At 70.3% G+C, this 17478-nt stretch carries 17 protein-coding genes and 4 tRNA genes; 7 read left to right on the forward strand and 14 right to left on the reverse strand.

Annotated features, from left to right (window positions below; genetic code table 11):
- Window positions 1-6: 6 nt before the first annotated feature.
- The 5 genes from A3G1_RS0115370 to A3G1_RS35075 all read right to left on the reverse strand — a co-directional run bounded on the left by A3G1_RS0115370 (window position 7) and on the right by A3G1_RS35075 (window position 8250).
- Window positions 7-927 (reverse strand): potassium-transporting ATPase subunit C, encoded by a 921-nt coding sequence (locus A3G1_RS0115370; RefSeq protein WP_018350369.1) that lies wholly within the window; start codon window positions 925-927, stop codon window positions 7-9.
- Window positions 927-2996 (reverse strand): potassium-transporting ATPase subunit KdpB, encoded by a 2070-nt coding sequence (kdpB, locus tag A3G1_RS0115375; protein WP_083936942.1) that lies wholly within the window; start codon window positions 2994-2996, stop codon window positions 927-929. The genes A3G1_RS0115370 and kdpB overlap by 1 nt, the downstream gene beginning before the upstream one ends.
- Window positions 2997-2998: 2 nt before the next feature.
- The gene (kdpA, locus tag A3G1_RS0115380) at window positions 2999-4660 is read right to left on the reverse strand and encodes a potassium-transporting ATPase subunit KdpA (protein ID WP_018350371.1); all 1662 of its coding nucleotides are present in this window, start codon (window positions 4658-4660) and stop codon (window positions 2999-3001) included.
- Window positions 4660-4749: a K(+)-transporting ATPase subunit F gene (kdpF, locus tag A3G1_RS35070; protein ID WP_018350372.1), complete on the reverse strand. Its 90-nt coding sequence runs from the start codon at window positions 4747-4749 to the stop codon at window positions 4660-4662. Before kdpF ends, kdpA begins: the two co-directional genes overlap by 1 nt.
- A gap of 276 nt (window positions 4750-5025) precedes the next feature.
- On the reverse strand, window positions 5026-8250 hold the full coding sequence (locus A3G1_RS35075; RefSeq protein ID WP_018350373.1) for an ATP-binding protein: 3225 nt from the start codon (window positions 8248-8250) through the stop codon (window positions 5026-5028).
- Between the two features lie 54 nt (window positions 8251-8304).
- Here A3G1_RS35075 and A3G1_RS0115400 point away from each other — a divergent pair, with 54 nt between their 5' ends.
- Together A3G1_RS0115400 and A3G1_RS0115405 are read left to right on the forward strand one after the other, a co-directional pair.
- Complete coding sequence (locus tag A3G1_RS0115400) at window positions 8305-8958, forward strand: hemerythrin domain-containing protein (RefSeq protein WP_018350374.1); 654 nt, start codon at window positions 8305-8307, stop codon at window positions 8956-8958.
- On the forward strand, window positions 8955-9350 hold the full coding sequence (locus tag A3G1_RS0115405) for a DUF4267 domain-containing protein (RefSeq protein WP_018350375.1): 396 nt from the start codon (window positions 8955-8957) through the stop codon (window positions 9348-9350). The genes A3G1_RS0115400 and A3G1_RS0115405 overlap by 4 nt, the downstream gene beginning before the upstream one ends.
- Window positions 9351-9410: 60 nt before the next feature.
- Here A3G1_RS0115405 and A3G1_RS0115410 read toward each other — a convergent pair whose 3' ends face one another.
- The 5 genes from A3G1_RS0115410 to A3G1_RS0115430 all read right to left on the reverse strand — a co-directional run bounded on the left by A3G1_RS0115410 (window position 9411) and on the right by A3G1_RS0115430 (window position 11961).
- Window positions 9411-9830: a hypothetical protein gene (locus A3G1_RS0115410; RefSeq protein ID WP_018350376.1), complete on the reverse strand. Its 420-nt coding sequence runs from the start codon at window positions 9828-9830 to the stop codon at window positions 9411-9413.
- A gap of 623 nt (window positions 9831-10453) precedes the next feature.
- Window positions 10454-10528, reverse strand: a tRNA-Val gene (locus A3G1_RS0115415).
- Window positions 10529-10560: 32 nt separating this feature from the next.
- Window positions 10561-10631: transfer RNA gene (locus A3G1_RS0115420), tRNA-Cys, on the reverse strand.
- Window positions 10632-10661: 30 nt separating this feature from the next.
- A tRNA-Gly gene (locus A3G1_RS0115425) sits at window positions 10662-10734 on the reverse strand.
- A gap of 135 nt (window positions 10735-10869) precedes the next feature.
- Window positions 10870-11961: a CapA family protein gene (locus A3G1_RS0115430; protein ID WP_157641160.1), complete on the reverse strand. Its 1092-nt coding sequence runs from the start codon at window positions 11959-11961 to the stop codon at window positions 10870-10872.
- A gap of 55 nt (window positions 11962-12016) precedes the next feature.
- On the opposite strand from A3G1_RS0115430, the gene A3G1_RS0115435 reads away from it, so the two are divergent.
- Window positions 12017-12709, forward strand: coding sequence for a DUF6882 domain-containing protein (locus A3G1_RS0115435; RefSeq protein WP_018350378.1), 693 nt, complete (start codon window positions 12017-12019; stop codon window positions 12707-12709).
- 75 nt (window positions 12710-12784) lie between these two features.
- Here A3G1_RS0115435 and A3G1_RS0115440 read toward each other — a convergent pair whose 3' ends face one another.
- Complete coding sequence (locus A3G1_RS0115440) at window positions 12785-13216, reverse strand: SsgA family sporulation/cell division regulator (RefSeq protein WP_018350379.1); 432 nt, start codon at window positions 13214-13216, stop codon at window positions 12785-12787.
- A 189-nt stretch (window positions 13217-13405) separates the two neighbouring features.
- Between A3G1_RS0115440 and A3G1_RS35080 the strand changes: the two genes are divergently transcribed.
- Complete coding sequence (locus A3G1_RS35080; RefSeq protein WP_018350380.1) at window positions 13406-13828, forward strand: TIGR02611 family protein; 423 nt, start codon at window positions 13406-13408, stop codon at window positions 13826-13828.
- 59 nt (window positions 13829-13887) lie between these two features.
- Window positions 13888-13959: transfer RNA gene (locus A3G1_RS0115450), tRNA-Val, on the forward strand.
- Window positions 13960-14029: 70 nt separating this feature from the next.
- Here A3G1_RS0115450 and A3G1_RS0115455 read toward each other — a convergent pair.
- On the reverse strand, window positions 14030-14434 hold the full coding sequence (locus A3G1_RS0115455) for a VOC family protein (RefSeq protein ID WP_018350381.1): 405 nt from the start codon (window positions 14432-14434) through the stop codon (window positions 14030-14032).
- A gap of 81 nt (window positions 14435-14515) precedes the next feature.
- Between A3G1_RS0115455 and A3G1_RS0115460 the strand changes: the two genes are divergently transcribed.
- Window positions 14516-15112, forward strand: coding sequence for a TetR/AcrR family transcriptional regulator (locus A3G1_RS0115460; protein WP_026212162.1), 597 nt, complete (start codon window positions 14516-14518; stop codon window positions 15110-15112).
- Window positions 15113-15116: 4 nt separating this feature from the next.
- Here A3G1_RS0115460 and A3G1_RS0115465 read toward each other — a convergent pair whose 3' ends face one another.
- Window positions 15117-15671 carry a YdeI/OmpD-associated family protein gene (locus A3G1_RS0115465; RefSeq protein WP_018350383.1) on the reverse strand — a complete coding sequence of 185 codons (555 nt, stop codon included), beginning with the start codon at window positions 15669-15671 and terminating at the stop codon, window positions 15117-15119.
- An 82-nt stretch (window positions 15672-15753) separates the two neighbouring features.
- Between A3G1_RS0115465 and A3G1_RS0115470 the strand changes: the two genes are divergently transcribed.
- On the forward strand, window positions 15754-16158 hold the full coding sequence (locus A3G1_RS0115470) for a hypothetical protein (RefSeq protein ID WP_018350384.1): 405 nt from the start codon (window positions 15754-15756) through the stop codon (window positions 16156-16158).
- Here the strand turns inward: A3G1_RS0115470 and A3G1_RS0115475 are convergent.
- Window positions 16155-17477, reverse strand: a complete 1323-nt coding sequence (locus A3G1_RS0115475) for a GH1 family beta-glucosidase (RefSeq protein WP_018350385.1) — start codon at window positions 17475-17477, stop codon at window positions 16155-16157. The genes A3G1_RS0115470 and A3G1_RS0115475 overlap by 4 nt on opposite strands.
- Between the last annotated feature and the right edge of the window lies 1 nt (window position 17478).

Here is a 17478-nt window from a genome sequence, read left to right on the forward strand (position 1 = left end):
GTCCGCCTAGCCCTTCTTCGGGTACCGCTGGTCGAGTACCAGGTTCAACTCCAGCACATTGACGGCGGGCTCACCCATGAAGCCGAGCGCCCGGCCGGTGGTGTGCTCGTCCACCAGCTTCCGGAGCCGGGCCCCCTCGACGCCCCGGGCCCTGGCGACCCGGGCGAGCTGGAGCTGGGCGTATGCGGGGCTGATGTGCGGGTCGAGGCCGGAGCCGCTGGAGGTCACCGCGTCACCCGGCACGGCTGGCTTCGCGGGCGCGTTACCCCGGATCGGGGTGACGATGGCCTTGGAGTAGTCCTCGCCGAACACGGCCAGCTCGACCGGGACGCCCTCGTAGGAGGCCACGAACGCGCTGTCGTTCTTCTTCGCGGCCTTGGTGGCCCGGTCGTAGCTGCTGGCCGGCTCGTTGAGACTGACCACCTTGGTGATCCTGCCGGTCAGGCCGCCCTCGCGGAACAGGCCGAGCACGGCCCCGACTCCCCCGGGCGTGCAGAACGGCCGGGAACCGTCCACACCTTCCCGCTCCCCGACGGCCTTGCTCCGGGCACAGACCTGGGTCAGCAGGCTCTGCTTGCTGCCGTTGCCTTCTCCGGACTCCGGGTCGATCGCCGGGTCACCCAGGGTGTCCACGACCGACTCCGGGCCGAGGTTCGACGCGCTGGTCGAGGTCGGGTCGTAGCCGACACCGGCTGCGGACGGCCGGGACTGGAAGTACTCCGGCCTGTCCTCGAAGGACTGGCCGAGCAGGGAGCTGCCGACCTTCTGGCCGTCGCGTTCGATGATCGAGCCGTTGGCCTGTGTGTAGAACGCCGCCTGGCCGACGCCAGCCACGACCAGCGGGTACGCGATGCCGAGCAGGACAGTGAAGACGAGCAGCGCGCGGGCCGCGGCGAGGTGCTGGCTGATCCAGCCTGGAAGGCGCATCACGACATCCCTGGAATGAGCTGAATGACAAGGTCGATGAGCTTGATGCCGATGAACGGGGCGGCGATCCCGCCGAGGCCGTAGACCAGCAGGTTGCGGCTGAGCAGCTTGGCCGCCCCGCCCGGGGTGTACTTCACGCCGCGCAGCGCGAGCGGGATCAGCGCGACGATCACGATCGCGTTGAAGATGACGGCGGAGAGGATGGCCGACATCGGGCTCGACAGGCGCATGACGTTCAGCGCGTCGAGGCCCGGGTACACGGCCGCGAACATCGCCGGGATGATCGCGAAGTACTTGGCGATGTCGTTGGCGATCGAGAACGTGGTCAGCGCGCCCCGCGTGATGAGCAGCTGCTTGCCGATCTCCACGATCTCGATCAGCTTGGTCGGGTCGGAGTCGAGGTCCACCATGTTCCCGGCCTCCTTCGCCGCCGAGGTACCGGTGTTCATCGCCACGCCCACGTCAGCCTGGGCCAGGGCCGGGGCGTCGTTCGTGCCGTCGCCGGTCATCGCGACCAGCCGCCCGCCCTCCTGTTCCTTCCTGATGTACGCGAGCTTGTCCTCCGGGGTGGCCTCCGCGAGGAAGTCGTCGACGCCGGCCTCGTCGGCGATGGCCTTGGCGGTCAGCGGGTTGTCGCCGGTGATCATCACGGTGCGGATACCCATCCGGCGCATCTCGTCGAACCGTTCGCGCATGCCGGCCTTCACCACGTCCTTGAGGTGGATCACGCCGAGGGCGCGCGCCGCCTGACCCGGGCGGCGTTCCGCCACGACCAGCGGCGTACCGCCGGAGCCGGAGATCGCGTCCACGGCCGCTCCGACCTCGTCGGCAGGATCCCCGCCGTTGTCGCGTACCCAGTTCATGACGGCGGTGGCCGCGCCCTTGCGGATCTCGTGGCCGCCGTCGATGTCCACTCCGGACATCCGGGTCTGCGCGGTGAAGGGTACGAAGTGCGCGTGCGGCATCATGCCTTCCTCGCGGGCGCGCAGGCCGTACTTCTCCTTCGCGAGGACGACGATCGACCGGCCTTCCGGTGTCTCGTCGGCGAGGCTGGACAGCTGGGCCGCGTCGGCGACCTCGTCCTGGGAGACACCGGCGACGGCCACGAACTCGGCGGCCTGCCGGTTGCCCAGGGTGATGGTGCCTGTCTTGTCGAGCAGCAGGGTGTTCACGTCGCCTGCGGCCTCGACGGCCCGGCCGGACATGGCCAGGACGTTGCGCTGGACCAGGCGGTCCATGCCGGCGATGCCGATGGCGGAGAGCAGCGCGCCGATCGTCGTCGGGATCAGGCAGACGAGAAGGGACACGAGCACGATGCCGGTCACGCCGTCGCCGTCCATGACCGCGCTGTCGGCAGCGGCGGACCCGGCCTTGGCGAAGATCGCGAGGGGCTGCATGGTCGCGACGGCCATCAGGAAGATGATGGTCAGCGAGGCCAGCAGGATGTTCAGTGCGATCTCGTTCGGGGTCTTCTGCCGGCTCGCGCCCTCGACCAGGGCGATCATCCGGTCGATGAAGCTCTCCCCCGGTTTCTGGGTGACCCTGACGACGATCCGGTCGGAGAGGACCTTCGTGCCGCCGGTCACGGCGCTGCGGTCGCCGCCGGACTCCCGGATCACCGGTGCGGACTCGCCGGTGATCGCGGACTCGTCCACGCTGGCGATGCCCTCGATCACGTCGCCGTCAGCCGGGATGAACTGCCCGGCCTCCACGACGACGATGTCGCCCTGCTGGAGCAGGTTCGCAGGCACCTCGGTCTCAGCCAGGTCAGGCCAGGCCGCCAGCCTGCGGGCCACCATGCCGGTCCTGGCCTTGCGCAGGGTGTCGGCCTGGGCCTTGCCCCGGCCCTCGGCGACGGCCTCGGCCAGGTTCGCGAAGAGGACCGTGGCCCACAGCCAGACCGTGATCGCCCACGCGAACACGCTCGGGTCGATGACCGCGAGGACCGTGGTGAACACCGAGCCGATCTCCACGATCAGCATCACCGGATTGCGCCACAGGGTGCGCGGGTCGAGCTTGCGCAGTGCGTCCGGCAGGGACTTCACGAGGTGCGCTTTCTTCGTCGTCATGGTCACAGCAGCCCTTCAGCGATCGGGCCAAGAGCGAGGGCGGGCAGGAAGGTCAGGGCGACCAGCACGACAGTCACGCCGGCGACCATGCCGGCGAACAGCGGCCGGTGGGTGGGCAGCGTGCCCGCCGAGGCCGGCACCGGCTTCTGCCTGGCCAGGGAGCCTGCCAGGGCGAGCACGAAGATGACCGGCAGGAGCCTGCCGAGCAGCATGGCAAGACCAAGAGCCGTGTTGTACCAGGTGGTGTTCGCCGAGACGCCGGCGAACGCCGAGCCGTTGTTGTTCGCGGCCGAGGAGAAGGCGTACAGCACCTCGGAGTACCCGTGCGGGCCGGTGTTGAGCATGCTGGCCCGCTCGGTCGCGCTCGACATGGCGAGCGCCGTACCGATGAGGACGAGGCACGGGGTGACCAGGAAGTAGAGCGAGGCGAACTTGATCTCCCGTGCGCCGATCTTCTTGCCGAGGTACTCCGGTGTGCGGCCGACCATCAGGCCCGCGACGAACACGGTGATCACGGCGAGGACGAGCATGCCGTACAGCCCGGAGCCGACGCCGCCCGGCGCGACCTCACCGAGCTGCATGTTCAGCATCAGCAGCCCGCCGCCGAGCGCGGAGTACGAGTCGTGGAAGGAGTCCACGGCACCGGTCGAGGTCAGCGTGGTCGCGGCGGCGAAGGTGGCCGAGTTCGCCACCCCGAGCCGGACCTCGCGACCCTCCATAGCGGACCCCACGGCCTGCGGGACCGTACCGTGCTCGCCGGTCTCCAGCGCCATCACGCCAGCCGTGCTCGCGAGCGCGATGATCGCCATGACCGCGGCGATCGCCAGGCCCTGCCGCCTGTCCCCCACCATCCGGCCGAACACTCGCGGCAGGCTGAACGGGATCAGCAGGATCAGGAAGATCTGGAGCCAGTTCGTCCAGCTGGCCGGGTTCTCGAACGGGTGCGCGGAGTTGACGTTGTAGAAGCCGCCGCCGTTCGTACCCAGTTCCTTGATGACCTCCTGGCTGGCCACCGGGCCGCCGGTGATGGTCTGCGTGGCACCGGTGAGCGTGGTGACCTCGGTACCGGAGGAGAAGTTCTGCACCATGCCCGCGCCGACGAAGATGATCGCGCCGATCACCGCCACTGGCAGCAGTACCCGCAGGCAGACCCGGGTCAGGTCGATCCAGAAGTTGCCCAGGTACTCGGTCCGGCTCCGCGCGAAGCCCCGCACGAAGGCGAGCGCCACGGCGATGCCGACGCCGGCCGAGACGAAGTTCTGCACGGCCAGGCCGGCCATCTGCACGAGGTGGCCCATAGTGGATTCGCCCGAGTACGACTGCCAGTTCGTGTTCGACATGAAGCTGACGGCGGTGTTCCACGCCTGGTCAGGCTGCACCGGCGCGAAGCCGAGCGACAGCCAGAGCTTGTCCTGCACGCGCTGGAAGGCGTAGAGGAACAGCAGCGAGACGGCGGAGAAGGCCAGCACACTGCGGGCGTACGCGCCCCAGGTCTGTTCCTTCGCCGGGTCGGCGCCGATCAGCCTGTACAGGCCGCGCTCGACGGCGAAGTGCCTGGCCGAGGTGAGCGCCCGGTACATGTAGTCGCCGAAGTAGCGGTAGGACACCACCAGCGCGGCGATCAGGGAGCCGGCGAAGACCAGGCCGGCCACGGTCGTGCTCATCAGAAACGCTCCGGGAACAGCAGAGCCGCCACCAGGAACAGCGCCAGGCCGACCGCGAGGACCAGGCCGGCGAGATTGACTACGCTCACAGCTTCTCCACGCCCCTGACCACCAGCGCCAGGACCGCGAACAACGCCACGGTCAGCGACACGTACGCCACATCAGGCACCGTGCTTCCCTTCCTACTTCGATCGCTCGGACAGTGGGCGCCTGGCCAGGCTGCGGTCACGTACTGGCCGCGAACGAAGTAAAGCCCCGCGGGCGACGGGCTGCGAGGTTTCTTGACGGCTTCCCTACGGCGGGACCGCGTTCTTGACGGTTTCCCTACGCGAGCCTGTTTCCTCGCCGGGCGGAGCAGGTACGCGTCACGCAGCTGGCAGCGGGGCGGCGTGTGACCGGAGTGCTCGCCGGGCGTCTGCGGCCCAGTGGCCGGCTCCCCACTGCTCTGCGATCGTGACCGCGCGGGTGTAGTGGACTGACGGGTCCTGACCGAGGTATGACGCCAGGTCGCCGAGCGTGCTGGCGATCGGGCGCATGGCCAGCGACAGGCTCGCGATGCCGGGGAGCTCATCGCGGTGGGGCAGCAGGACCTCGTACATCTCGGCGGCCAGCGCCCGGTCGTCCACCGCCATCGCGGCCATCGCCCGCACGGTGGCCAGGAACGAGTGGAAGTAGTCGGGACGCAGCGGCCCGGCGCCGGCCCGCGCCGCCCGGGCCTCGTCCACGCGGCCGGCTGCGGCCAGGGCGAGTGCGTGCAGGTCGGCGCCGCCCGGGATAGAGTCCGCGGCTTCGATCTCGGCCGCCCGGCCAGCTGCCAGCAGCATGGTGATGCGCGCGAGCCACAGCATGCCCGCCGCGTGGAGGGACCCGCCGCGCTCCATCCGGCCGGTGGCTTCGGCGTACAGCCGCTCCGCCTCCACCGGGTCGCCCGCCGCGTGCGCCAGTGCCGCCCTCCCGATCTCGGTCACGCTCTCCTGGTCGGCCATCCGGTAGGCGCGGGCCAGCCGGGCCGCCTCGTCCAGGTGCTGGCGGGTACGCGCCGCGTCGTTGGTCATGGCGGCCGACCGGGCACGCAGCAGCAGGCCAGCTACCCGGTACACCGGCAGGTCGTGCCGTTCGCCGATCTCCACCAGCTCGGACCCGGTCTCCGCCCGCATCCGCCAGTCCTGCGGCGGGTACTCGAACGCCACCTTCATGATCGCCGCAGCCCGCANCCGGGGATCGCCGAGCGAGGCAGCGATCGCCGCGGCCTCCTCGGCAGCCCGCAGCGCCCGCGGGTCGCCCTCGCCGGACAGCTCGTCGGCGTAGGAGCACAGCAGCAGGCACCTGGCCGCCGGGCTGAGGTCCTGGCGCGCTGTCAGGCGAGTGAGCAGGGCGATCAGCCGCTCGTCGGGTACGCCGTACGGCCGGGTCTGCCAGGGCGTCGGCTCGGTCCACGCGGTGAAGGCCGCCACCACCAGCTCCTCCCGGTCCCCGGCGCGGTCGATGGCGAGCTGGCGGGTGGCCCGGGCTGCGGCCACCGCACCAGCGCGGATCTGCGCCCGGAGTAACCGCCCGAGCAGCTCGACCCGGCGCGCGTCCCGGTCACCGGCGAACCCGGCACGCTCGAAGCTCTCGACTGCGCCGGTCAGCAGGGAGACGGCCGCGTCATGGGCGTATCGGCGCTCGGCCAGTTCGGCAGCCCGCACGCCGTAGTCCACTGCCTTGGCTGCCGTCGCGGATGACGCGGCCAGTGTGTAGTGGTGCGCGAGCGCGGCGACGTCGTCGGGCGAGTGGCGTTCGAGCGCTGCCGCGAGGCGGGCGTGCATGCGAGCGGCGCGCAGCCCGCTGAGGTCGGCGACCAGCGTCTCCCGCACGAGCGCGTGCGTGAACGCGACCCGGCCCGGTCCCGGTTCGGTGAGCAGCCCGGTGAGCACGCCGGCGTCGAGCGCGTCGAGCACCCCGTCCTCATTCGCGTCGGCGGCTTCGACGAGTACCTCGACGTCGACCACTTCCCGGGCCAGCGCGGCCAGCCGCAGCACCGCCACCGCCGCGTCGGGCAGCCGTGCGAACCGGCGCCGCAGCACGTCCCGCACGCCCTCAGGCACGTCACACGAACGGCCCTCGCTGGCGAGAAGACGCGCGAGTTCCCGTGCGAAGAAAGGGTTACCGCCCGAGCGCTGCGCCACGGAGGACACGGTGGGATCGTCGGCGGCGTACTCGGCGCGCACCAGCTCGGCCACCGCCGTCTCGGGCAGCCCCGCCAGCGCGAGCCGCAGCGGTTCACGCCGGGCGAGTCCGGCAGGCACAGTGAACTCCTCGGCCCGGAACGCGGCCACCACCAGTACCGGGACATCGCTGGGCAGGCTCGCGAGCAGCGCCAGCGTCGGCTCGTCCGCCCAGTGCAGGTCGTCGAGCACGATCACGACAGGCCGCTCACGAGCCACCGAACCGAGCCAGTGCCAGACGGCCTGGTGCAGCCGGTACCGGCCGGCGGCCGCATCCGTGTCGGGATGGTCGCCGGCGTCGTCCAGCAGCGGCTTCAGCGGCGCAGGGTCGGCGGGCGGTACGGTCGCCGCGATCGTGCGCAACGCCTGCACCCAGGCCAGCGCCGGCGGGACTCCGGCCGCTTCGGAACAGCTACCGGCCGCGACGAGCCAGCCCTCGGCCGCCGCCCGCTGCCCGAACACCCGCAGCAGCGCCGACTTCCCCAGTCCAGCCTCGCCGGTCACGAGCGCGACGCGGGGCCGGGTACCGCCGCGCGTCGCGACCGCCTCCGCACGCAGCGCGTCGGCCTCCTGCGCCCGCCCGACGAACAGTTCCGGGTTCCCGGCTGATGGCCCGGGGATGGGGTCATGGTCGCGTCCACTCAGGATGTCGCGTTCCAGCTCCGTCAGGCGCGGGCCGGGGTCGAGACCCAGCTCCGTCACGAACGTCTCCCGCGCCAGCCGCAGCGTCGCCAGCGCGTCGGCCTGCCGCCCGCCCCGCCACAGCGCGAGCGCCGCCAGCCGCCAGCCTTCTTCCCGCAACGGCTGGTCCCTGGTGAGCGTCCCGGCCTCGGCCACAACGTCCACTCCGGACACGACTGCCGTTGAGGGTGCCGACGAGAGCGCAGCCGAGACACGGAGTTCCCTGGCGGCGTACCGGAGTTCCTCCAGGCGCGCCACCTCGGCCACGGCCCACTCTTCGGCTGCGTACGCTGGCCCGCGCCACAGGGCCAGCGCCTCGTCCAGGAGCTTGACCGCCGCCACGGGAGAGGCTGACCGCGCGTCCCGTACCAGCCGCTCGAACCGCCACACGTCCACCGCGTCCTCGGGCAGCCGCAGCGCGTAGCCGGGCGGTGCGCTGACGAGGACGCGGGCCGGAGTACGCGGAGGACGGCCCGGTTCCAGGAGCCGCCTGAGGTTGGACACGTAGGCCTGCAACGACACCAGGGCCCGGGCCGGTGGCTCGCCGTGCCAGAGATCTTCGATCAGCCGGTCAACGGACACCGTGCTGCCCCGGGCCGCCACCAACCGCGCGAGCACCGCACGCTGGCGCGGCCCGCCGAGCGGCACCGCCGCCCCCGCGACCTCGGCCGTGACCGGCCCCAGAACCTGTACCCGCAGCATGCGCTCCAAGCTAGCTCCAAATGATCTCCAAGCGGTACCGCCGATGCTCTGCTCATGACACCGAACACCCACACGATGGTGGTGATCCACCGGGCCTTCCGCCGCGAGTCGCGGCTGCTCGCGGACCTCGTCGACGCGGTAGAGCCCGGTGACACCGCCCGTGCCGGGACACTCGCCGCACACCTGCGCGACTACCTGCTCGGGCTGCACAACCACCACGTCGCCGAGGACAGGTACCTGTGGCCGCCGCTGCTGGCCCGGGTGGACCTCGACGCCGACATCGTGCTGCGCATGGCAGCCCAGCACGAACACCTGGCCGCCACGCTCGCCACGATCGGCGGCGCGCTGCCGGGCTGGGCGGCGACCGCCGGCGAGCACGAACGGGACAAGCTGGTGGCAGCACTCGTCGACCACCGGGCCGTCCTCATCGGACACCTCGACGACGAGGAGACCACGCTCCTGCCCCTCGCCGCCCGGCACCTGACCGTGGCGGAGTGGCGCGCCTGGGGACGCTACTTCCCTTCCGTGACACCGAAACCAGTACTGCTGACGTACCTCGGCCTCGTGCTGGAGGACGCCTCTCCGCAGGAGCGGGCCTCGTTCCTCGGCGAGCTGCCGTGGTACGCCCGCGCGGTCTGGCACCTGGCCGGCCGGCCCCGCTACACCCACCACATCCGACGCATCCGAAACACCAGGGAGACCTCATGAAGAAGACCGGCATCGTCCTCGCCACGCTCATCACCCTCTTCATCCTCTACTTCGGCACCGGTTACCTCCTGGACGGGCAGGGCAACGCCGCCGGCTTCGGCCTGCCGAACCCGCCGGCCGGCGACGCGGGCGGCTTCTACACCGTCAAGGGAGTACGCGACCTCGGTTTCGCGCTCGCGTACGGCGTGCTGCTGGTGACCCGGCAGTTCCGGGCGCTGGGCTGGGTGCTGCTGGTGACCGCGCTCGTGGCGGTCGGCGACATGACGAACGTGCTCACGAACAGCGGCAAGACGGCGACTGCACTGGGCGTCCACGGTTTCACCGCCGTGCTCGTGGCACTCGCGGGCGGGCTGCTGCTGGCGGGGACCCGCACGGAACGTTCCGCAGCCTGAAACCACCGCGCCGCGCGCATCCCGGGGATGCAGCGCGGCGCGGTGGAATGTCCTACCTGGTCAGACGGCGTCGAGCGCTTCGGTGACCTTGCGGACCATGCTGGTGACGGCGGGGCTGGGCTCGCGCTTGTGGAGGGCGGCTTCCATCGCGGTGACGACGGTGCCGCGGAAGTTGGCTTCCTCCCCCGGTACCTGCGTCTTGAGCAGGGTCATGGCGGCGGTCAGTGCCGGCAGCACGCTGTCGGCGATCTCGGCCACGGACTTGGCGTTCAGCTCAGCGACCTTGGGGTGCTCGGCGAGCACGTGCCCGGTCAGGCCGGTCGCGGAACCCAGCGCGATGCTGCCCTGCGTGGCGATCTTGTGGGGCGAGCCACCGGCGGCACCAGCGGCGGTCAGCAGGGTGACGGCACCGTACGCGGCGACCCGCAGGGTGTGCTTGTCCTGGTCGGAGAGGTTGATGTGAGCGCTGTTGTTTGTCATGCGCCTACTGTCGGCGGCCCGGCTGTCACCGGCCTGCCACCGCCCTGACACAGCCGCTGACACGCGTCACGGGGACCCAGGCGCGCCGGGTGAGGCGGCCGCCGCCGTTACGGAAGCACGCCTTTCCGTCCCGGATGTCGTGGTAGGACACCAGCAGCAGCCGCAGGTACCCGTCGAACGCCTCCAGCGGATAGCCGGCCGGGCCGGATCGCCACGAGGCGCTGCGGCGGGGGCGGAGGTCGCACCGCCGGCGAACTCGGTGAAGAACCGTTCCTGCGTCGCGTCGGCCGTGCGCAACGCGCGGCTGTACTCGGGCTGCGTGGGGTGAGACATCTGGGAGTTTCCTTTGTGCGCTGGTACCGGTCTGCCGTTCGACGCTCCCGGCTTGTGCGGCAAACACTGCGCCGCTGCCGACACCGCTCTGACGATGCGCTACCAGGTCCTCTCAGCGGCTGTCAGCGCCCGCACAGCCCCCATGCTGGTGCTCGCCGGTGCCGGTCGTGGCCGAGCCGGGGGCAGTCCGCCACCAGGCAGCCCGCGCACAGCCGATGAACCGATCACAGGCGGACAAGCAAAAGGCCAGCCCCTGATTTTCAGGAACTGGCCTTTGTCGTGCTACTTGCTGGTGGGCGTAACAGGGATTGAACCTGTGACCCCTTCCGTGTCAGGGAAGTGCTCTCCCGCTGAGCTATACGCCCTTGCTGTACTGCTGTTTGTTGCTGTGGTGCAGAGGTGGAGACGGGATTTGAACCCGTGTACACGGCTTTGCAGGCCGTTGCCTCGCCTCTCGGCCACTCCACCGGGTGGGCCCGGAAGCCCCCACTTCTGTCGAGCGGACGACGAGACTCGAACTCGCGACCCTCACCTTGGCAAGGTGATGCGCTACCAACTGCGCTACGTCCGCACTATCTTGAGTTATCTGTCCGCTTGTCCGCCTTGCGGCGTCCCTGCTGACTGGAGAAACTTTAGCCGAGGGCTCCCCGGCTCGCAAACCGGGGGCCGGCCCTGCCGCGCCACAAGGCCGGGAAACACCCTCTGATCAGGCCGCCGGTGCCGCCGCGAGGCCGGTACAGCCGCGGAGTTTGGCGTACTTGGCCGCGATCCGGTCCTTCTCGGCCCCCGTGACCGGGACGGGCTGGCCGGTGGTGCGGGAGATGGAGGCGGGGACGAACTCGGTCCTGCTGACCTTGCCGGCCCGTACGGTCACCTTGAGGACGCCGGTGTCGTTGCTCATCGCGTCGTCGCGGTACCAGAGGAAGTTGCTCAGCCCGTACGCCACGTAGGTCTTGCCCAGGTATCCGTCGCCGTGCAGGACGTGGCTGTGCGTGCCCACGATGATGTCGGCGCCCGCGTCGGAGAGCTTCTTCGCGAAGGTCTTCTGGTCGCTGATCGCGCACTGGTTGCCTTCCTGGCCCCAGTGCATGTACACGACCACGAGGTCCGCCTGGGCCTTCGCGGCCTTGACGGCGTCGACGGAGCGCTGGACGTCGCTGGCGATGGCCAGGCCCGGCCGGTTGTCCTTGGCGATCCAGGTGGAGGCGAGTTCCCAGACCTGGGAGATGCCGATGAAGGCGACCTTGTGGCCCTTCACGTCCGCGATGTACGGCGCCCAGGCCTCTGCGGCGTTCTTGCCGGCTCCGACCATCGGCAGCCCGGCCGACTTGATGTTGGCGAGGGTGTCCGAAAGGCCCGTCTGCCCGTAGTCGAGGGTGTGGTTGTTGGCGCTGGACACGATGTCGACCCCGGCGGCCTTGACCGCTTCGAGGGCCGTGGGCGGGGTCCGGAAGTGGTACTGCTTGGGTTCGGCCTTCCCGCCGGTCGTGACGGCGGTCTCCAGGTTCACCATCGCGTAGTCAGCGGACTTGAAGACCTCAGCGACCGGGCCGAACGCGGTCGCCGGGTTCGCGAGCAGGCGCGCGGTCCGCTCGGTGAAGTGCACGTCCCCGGCGAAGGCGAGGGTGATCTCCTCGGCCTTGGCCGGCGCCGCGGGCGACGGCTCGGCGGCAGGGCCGGTCTGGCCAGCGGCTGGCGGCTGGGAGCCCGCCGGCTCGTCACCGGAGCAGCCAGCCACGGCCAGCGGCCCGGCCAGGAGAGCCGCAGCCATGAGTCCCCGTAGATATTTCCTGTTCACGCCGCCGAGGATAACCGGAGGCGTGTCGCGAGCCTGCGTCCGCCGTTATCCGGACATGGAACTTTTCAGCCCGGAACTGGAGCGGCTCGCCGCCGCCCGATCCGCGATCATGATCGAGCAACTGGAGACGCTGAACGCCTACCTGCCGGGCGGCGAGTGGTCGGTCGACCTCGAGACCTGTGTGTTCCAGATGGGGGCTGCCCAGCTGCGCTGTGGCCTGATCGGCAGCTTCGCCGGGCACGACAACAGCTTCCTGTGGTCGTGGGGCAACCCGGGATACGGGCTCGACCACGCGGCGACGCAGCCGGTACTGCGGCTGACCGACATCGGCAGGATCTGGGAGATCCCCGAGCTGACCGAGAACCGGCTCGATCTGAGCACACAGGACGATCCCGTGATGTGCGCGGAACGGCTCGTGATGGCCGCCACGGCGCTGCTGGAGTGCCGGGGGTACCTCGGCCTGCCCTACGAGGGCGGGAAGTTCTACGTCGCGTTCAACGACGACCGGGTACCGACCGGCCGCTTCGACCCGGTCAGCGCCTCGCGCCGGCTCACGCACGGGATCGGGGTGTTCCCCGCCGACCACCGGCTGACGGTGACCAGGTACCTGGAGCACCACGGGATCGTGTACCGGGAGGTGCCGGAGGGGCTGCTCGCCGACCTCGGGTCGGGGGCCAGCGCGCTGGCGATGTTCACGGCCGACGGCAGGTTCGGCGGCTGGCAGTCCTCGGTGACCGCGGCAGCCTGACGGCAACGAACCGGCCGCCCGACGGCATGGAAAACGGGGCCCGCACCTCACACGGTGCGGGCCCCGTCCCGTCGTTCAGCGGGCCTGGAGGAGGCGGGCCACTGCCGCGTCCACGTCCAGATGGTCGCTCTCCTTGCCGCGGGGCACGACGACGTACGTGCGGCGGAGGAAGCGGACCAGGACGCTCCTGGGCACCTCGAAGAGCGCGTTGCCATCCGGTGAGGACAGCGCGAGCGCCACGAACTCACCGCGCGGCGTCGACCAAGGCCAGACGCGGACATCGCCGATCCCCGCAGGCTCGTCCAGCCCCTTGACCAGCAGATCCCTGGCGAACGACCAGCTCACTGGCTCGCCGCCCACGGCTTCCGCGTGGAACAGGACATGAACGGCGTACGGATCCAGCGGGTCATACCGCAGACTCGCGCGGACCGGCAACGCCGTCGCATCCGGCGCGACGAGCCGCAGAGACGTTTCGACCTCCACGGTCGCGGGACGGAGAACACCCATCGACCTCACCCCCAGGCACCGGCGACGAGACGCCCCGCGCGTCCCGCAATTCTCACACTCGGGTGATACCCCCCGTCACACTTCGTCATACGCTGGTCTCGACCCGTAGTGGAGTCCGCTTTGAATGTAGAGCCTCCGGGACCCCAGCGGGGGCTGGAAGAGGAAAACTTATCGGGTACCTTCGGCGGCGTGGAGAGTGGCGCGAACAGCGAAGTGAAAGAGTCCCAGCGGCATACCGGGCAACACTGGCTCGACCGGGTCAGAGCAGCGCCCGGGGGCCGGATCGCCGTCAAGATCACGGTCACCGTGCTCGGGGTGGCGACCATCGCGCTGGGCGCGTTCCTGATCCCGCTGCCCGGCCCAGGATGGCTGATCGTGCTGGCCGGCCTGGCGATCCTGGCGATCGAGTTCCACTGGGCGCGGCGGCTGCTGACCTTCACGCGGCGGCACCTGCACAACTGGACCGAGTGGATCAAGCGGCAGTCGCTGCTGGTCCGGGCACTGATCGGCATCGTGGGCCTGGTGTTCGTGTCGTTCGTCGTGTGGGCCTCGGTGAAGTACAGCCTTGATATCGATCTATGGGACAAGGCGATGGGCTTCGTGAGGAAGTGAGCCCGCGACCCCCGATTCGGCGGATCCGGGGATGGTCGGGTACAGTTACCTCTCGTTGCGGGCGTATAGCTCAGTGGGAGAGCACTTCGTTCACACCGAAGGGGTCGCAGGTTCAAACCCTGCTACGCCCACCGCAGTAAGAGCAGTTCAGGGCCGGTTCTCCTTTGTGGAGAACCGGCCTTAAATCGTTTCCAGGACGGTCTACGAGGCCGCGTACTCGCCGGTCATCGGGATCTCGGTGATGACGTCGATCAGGACTCCGCCGGGGGCTGCGACGATGAAGTGCCGCTGGCCGAACTCCTCGGTGCGGATGTCCAGCTCGGGCTTGAGACCTTCCTTGACGACCAGCCGCTGGTACTCGGCGTCCACGTCGGCGACCTCGACGTTCAGCAGCAGCCCCCGGGCTGGTACCCGGTAACCGGCCGGCACCGTGGGGTGCTCCGGGTTCAGCAGGGCCAGCTCGAACTGCGGCTGCTCGCCGTGCCGGAGGCTGACGTACCAGTCGGCCTCGAAGACGGTCTCGAAGCCGAACAGCCGGGTGTAGAAGTCGTGGGCGGCGGGGATGTCCTCGACGCCGAGGACCGGGTAGAAGCTGCTCAGGTTCATGGTTGCCCCCAGTTCGCGTACCATCGGTATGTGAACTAGGCTAGATCGCATACCAGCGGTATGTCAATCCTGGAGATCAACATGGACCGACGAGCCCGGCAGCGGGACCAGACCCGTGCCACCCTGGTCGCCCAGGCTCGAAGATTGTTCGCCGAGCGGGGCTACGCCGAGGTCAGCCTGGCCGAGATCGCCGCCGCCGCCTCGGTCACCAAGGGCGCGGTCTTCCACAACTTCGCCAGCAAGGCCGAGCTGTTCACGTCGGTCGCCGAGCAGGTACATGCCGAGGTCGCCGAGCGGGTCGCCGCCGCGGCCACCGGCGAGACCTGGCCAGCACTCCTGGCCGGCTGCCGGGCCTTCCTCGGCGTCGGGCGGGAGCCAGAGATCGCCCGGATCCTGCTGATCGACGGGCCGGTGGTGCTCGGCTGGGCCGCATGGCGGGCGATGGACCGGGCCGGCTCCGGCCAGCTGCTCGCCGAGGGTCTCACCGAGCTGATCACCGAGGGCGTGCTGCCGCCCCAGCCCGTCGAGCCGCTCGCCTGCCTGCTCTCCGGCGCGATGAACGAGGCAGCCCTGTGGCTGGCCACCGAGCCCGGTGCCGACCTGGCCGCGGTGGTCACCGCCTTCGAGGCCATGCTGGAAGGGCTGCGCCACGGACGCGATCGGAGGATTCCGGGATAGAGGCCTAGCCGAGGCTTTCCATGGCCTTGGTGAGACGGCTCGCGCGGGTCTGCGGGGTGCGGGCTTTGAGCAAGGGCAGGATCAGCGTGTACCTGGCGGTCTTGCCGAGCTGGCCGAACGCGGCGGCCGCCGCGGGGTTCGCGTCGAGCGCGGCCTGGAAGTCCGGCGGGACGGCCGCGTCCTTCTGGGACTCGTACGCGGCCGCCCAGCGCCCGTCAGCCTTGGCTGCTTCGATCGCGGCCTGACCGGGTGGCCGTATCCGGCCTGCGGCGGCGAGCTGCTCGGCGCGGTGGACGTTGACCTGCGACCACGAGCCCCGGGGCCTGCGGGGTGAGTACTTCTGGAGAAAGTAGTTCTCGTCGAAACTCCGCCGGACGCTGTCGATCCAGCCGTAGCAGAGCGCGCCGTCGAGGGCGTCGGAGAGGGCGAGCGCCGGGTACCGGCAGCCCTTGCGGCCCAGCTTGAGCCATGCCCCGCCAGGCTCGTCGTGGTGGGCGGCCAGCCAGGCCTCCCACTCTGCCGGGGTGGTGAAGGTCAGGACGTCCGGTGTCTCGGTCATGCCTCCACGGTAGGACGACTTGCGGAACGTCCGGTTCCTCAAGCATCGGGCGGGTGGCGTGGTTGTGGCAGTATCCGGTCGCATGGGCGACTTCGACCTCCTGACGCACGCGGTCCCGCTTGTGATCGGGCTCCTGATGCTCGGCGGAGCGATCTGGGCGGCTGCGACGATCCACATCAACGGCAAGAACTCGGTGTTCGCACTCCTGGGGACGTTGTCGCTGATGTGCAGCGCGCTGATCTGGGCCTTCGGGTACGACCTGATGCACGAGCTGCTCGGCCACAGCGACGGGCTGGAACCGCGCGACGCGATGGCGGTACTCCTCGGGCTGAGCGTGGTGGCAGGGCTGCTGTTCCTGCTGCTGGGCGCGCTGCTCCCCCGCACGGCGAAGCCGGCCCGGGTGCTCCAGCCTCCGCCGCCGCCCCCGCCGGGGATGTACCCGCCACCGCCGCCACCACCGCAGCAGCAGCAGCCCTACGCCGGCTAGCTCTTGCCGGTGATCAGGTCGCGGTACCAGGAGTAGGAGGACTTCGGGGTGCGCCGCTGGGTGTCGTAGTCGACGTGCACGAGCCCGAAGCGCTTGGTGTACCCCTCGGCCCACTCGAAGTTGTCGAGCAGTGACCAGACGAAGTAGCCCCGGACGTCCACCCCGTCGGCGATGGCGTCACGGACGGCGTTGATGTGCCCGTCGAGGTACGTGACGCGGGCCGGGTCGGCGCACTCGCCTGCCGCGTCGACGGTGTCGTTGTAGGCGCAGCCGTTCTCGGTGACGTAGAGGGGCGGGAGCGCGTCGCCGTAGCGGTCCCTGAGCGCCGTCAGGGTCTCGCGGAGGCCGTCGGGGACGACGGACCAGCCGAAGGCCGTCTGCGGGTACCCGGGCGGCGAGGCGATGTCGAAGGGCAGCGGGCCGTCGGAGGTGGCCCGGACGGTGTGGGGCTGGTAGTAGTTCACGCCGAGGTAGTCGAGGGGCTGGGCGATGGTGGCCAGGTCGCCGTCGGCGACGAAGGGCAGCTCCCCCAGTTCCGCCGGGTAGGAGCCCAGGAGGACGGGGTCGGTGAGCAGCCGGTTCTGGAGCAGGTCGTACATGCCTGCCGCGAAGATGTCGGCCTCGTCGTCGCTGGCAGGGCGGGCCGGTGAGTAGCTGTTGATCAGCATGACGGGTGCCGGGCTGGTCTCGCTGAGTACCTGGACGGCGAGGCCGTGCGCCAGGAGCTGGTGGTGGCCGGCCGGCAGGGCTTCGAGGGCGAGCGTGCGGCCCGGGGCGTGGACGCCGAGGGCGTGGCCGAGGGCCATGTGCTCGAAGGGTTCGTTGAGGGTGGACCAGAGGGCGACGCGGTCGCCGAGTGCCTGGGACGCGATCCGGGCGTAGTCGGCGAAGCGGGCGGCCGTGTCCCGGTTCAGCCAGCCGCCGGTGTCCTCGAGGGCCTGGGGCAGGTCCCAGTGGTACAGGTTCACGACGGGCTGGATGCCCCGGCTGAGGAGCTCGTCGGTGAGCCGGTCGTAGAAGGCCAGGCCGGCCGGGTTGGCCAGGCCGCTGCCGTCCGGCTGGATCCGGGACCACGACAGGGAGAACCGGTAGGCGCCGATGCCCAGGTCCGCCATCAGGGCGACGTCTTCCGGGTACCGGTGGTAGTGGTCGCAGGCGTGGTCCCCAGTGGAGCCGTCGGCGATCCGGCCGGGCTGGCTCGTGAAGGTGTCCCAGACGCTCGGGCCCCGGCCGTCGGCGGTCGCCGCGCCCTCGATCTGGTACGCGGCCGTGGAGGCCCCCCAGACGAAACCCTCGGGGAAACCCTGGACACCAGCCATG

Source organism: Longispora albida DSM 44784, assembly GCF_000379825.1.
GTDB classification, from domain to species: domain Bacteria; phylum Actinomycetota; class Actinomycetes; order Mycobacteriales; family Micromonosporaceae; genus Longispora; species Longispora albida.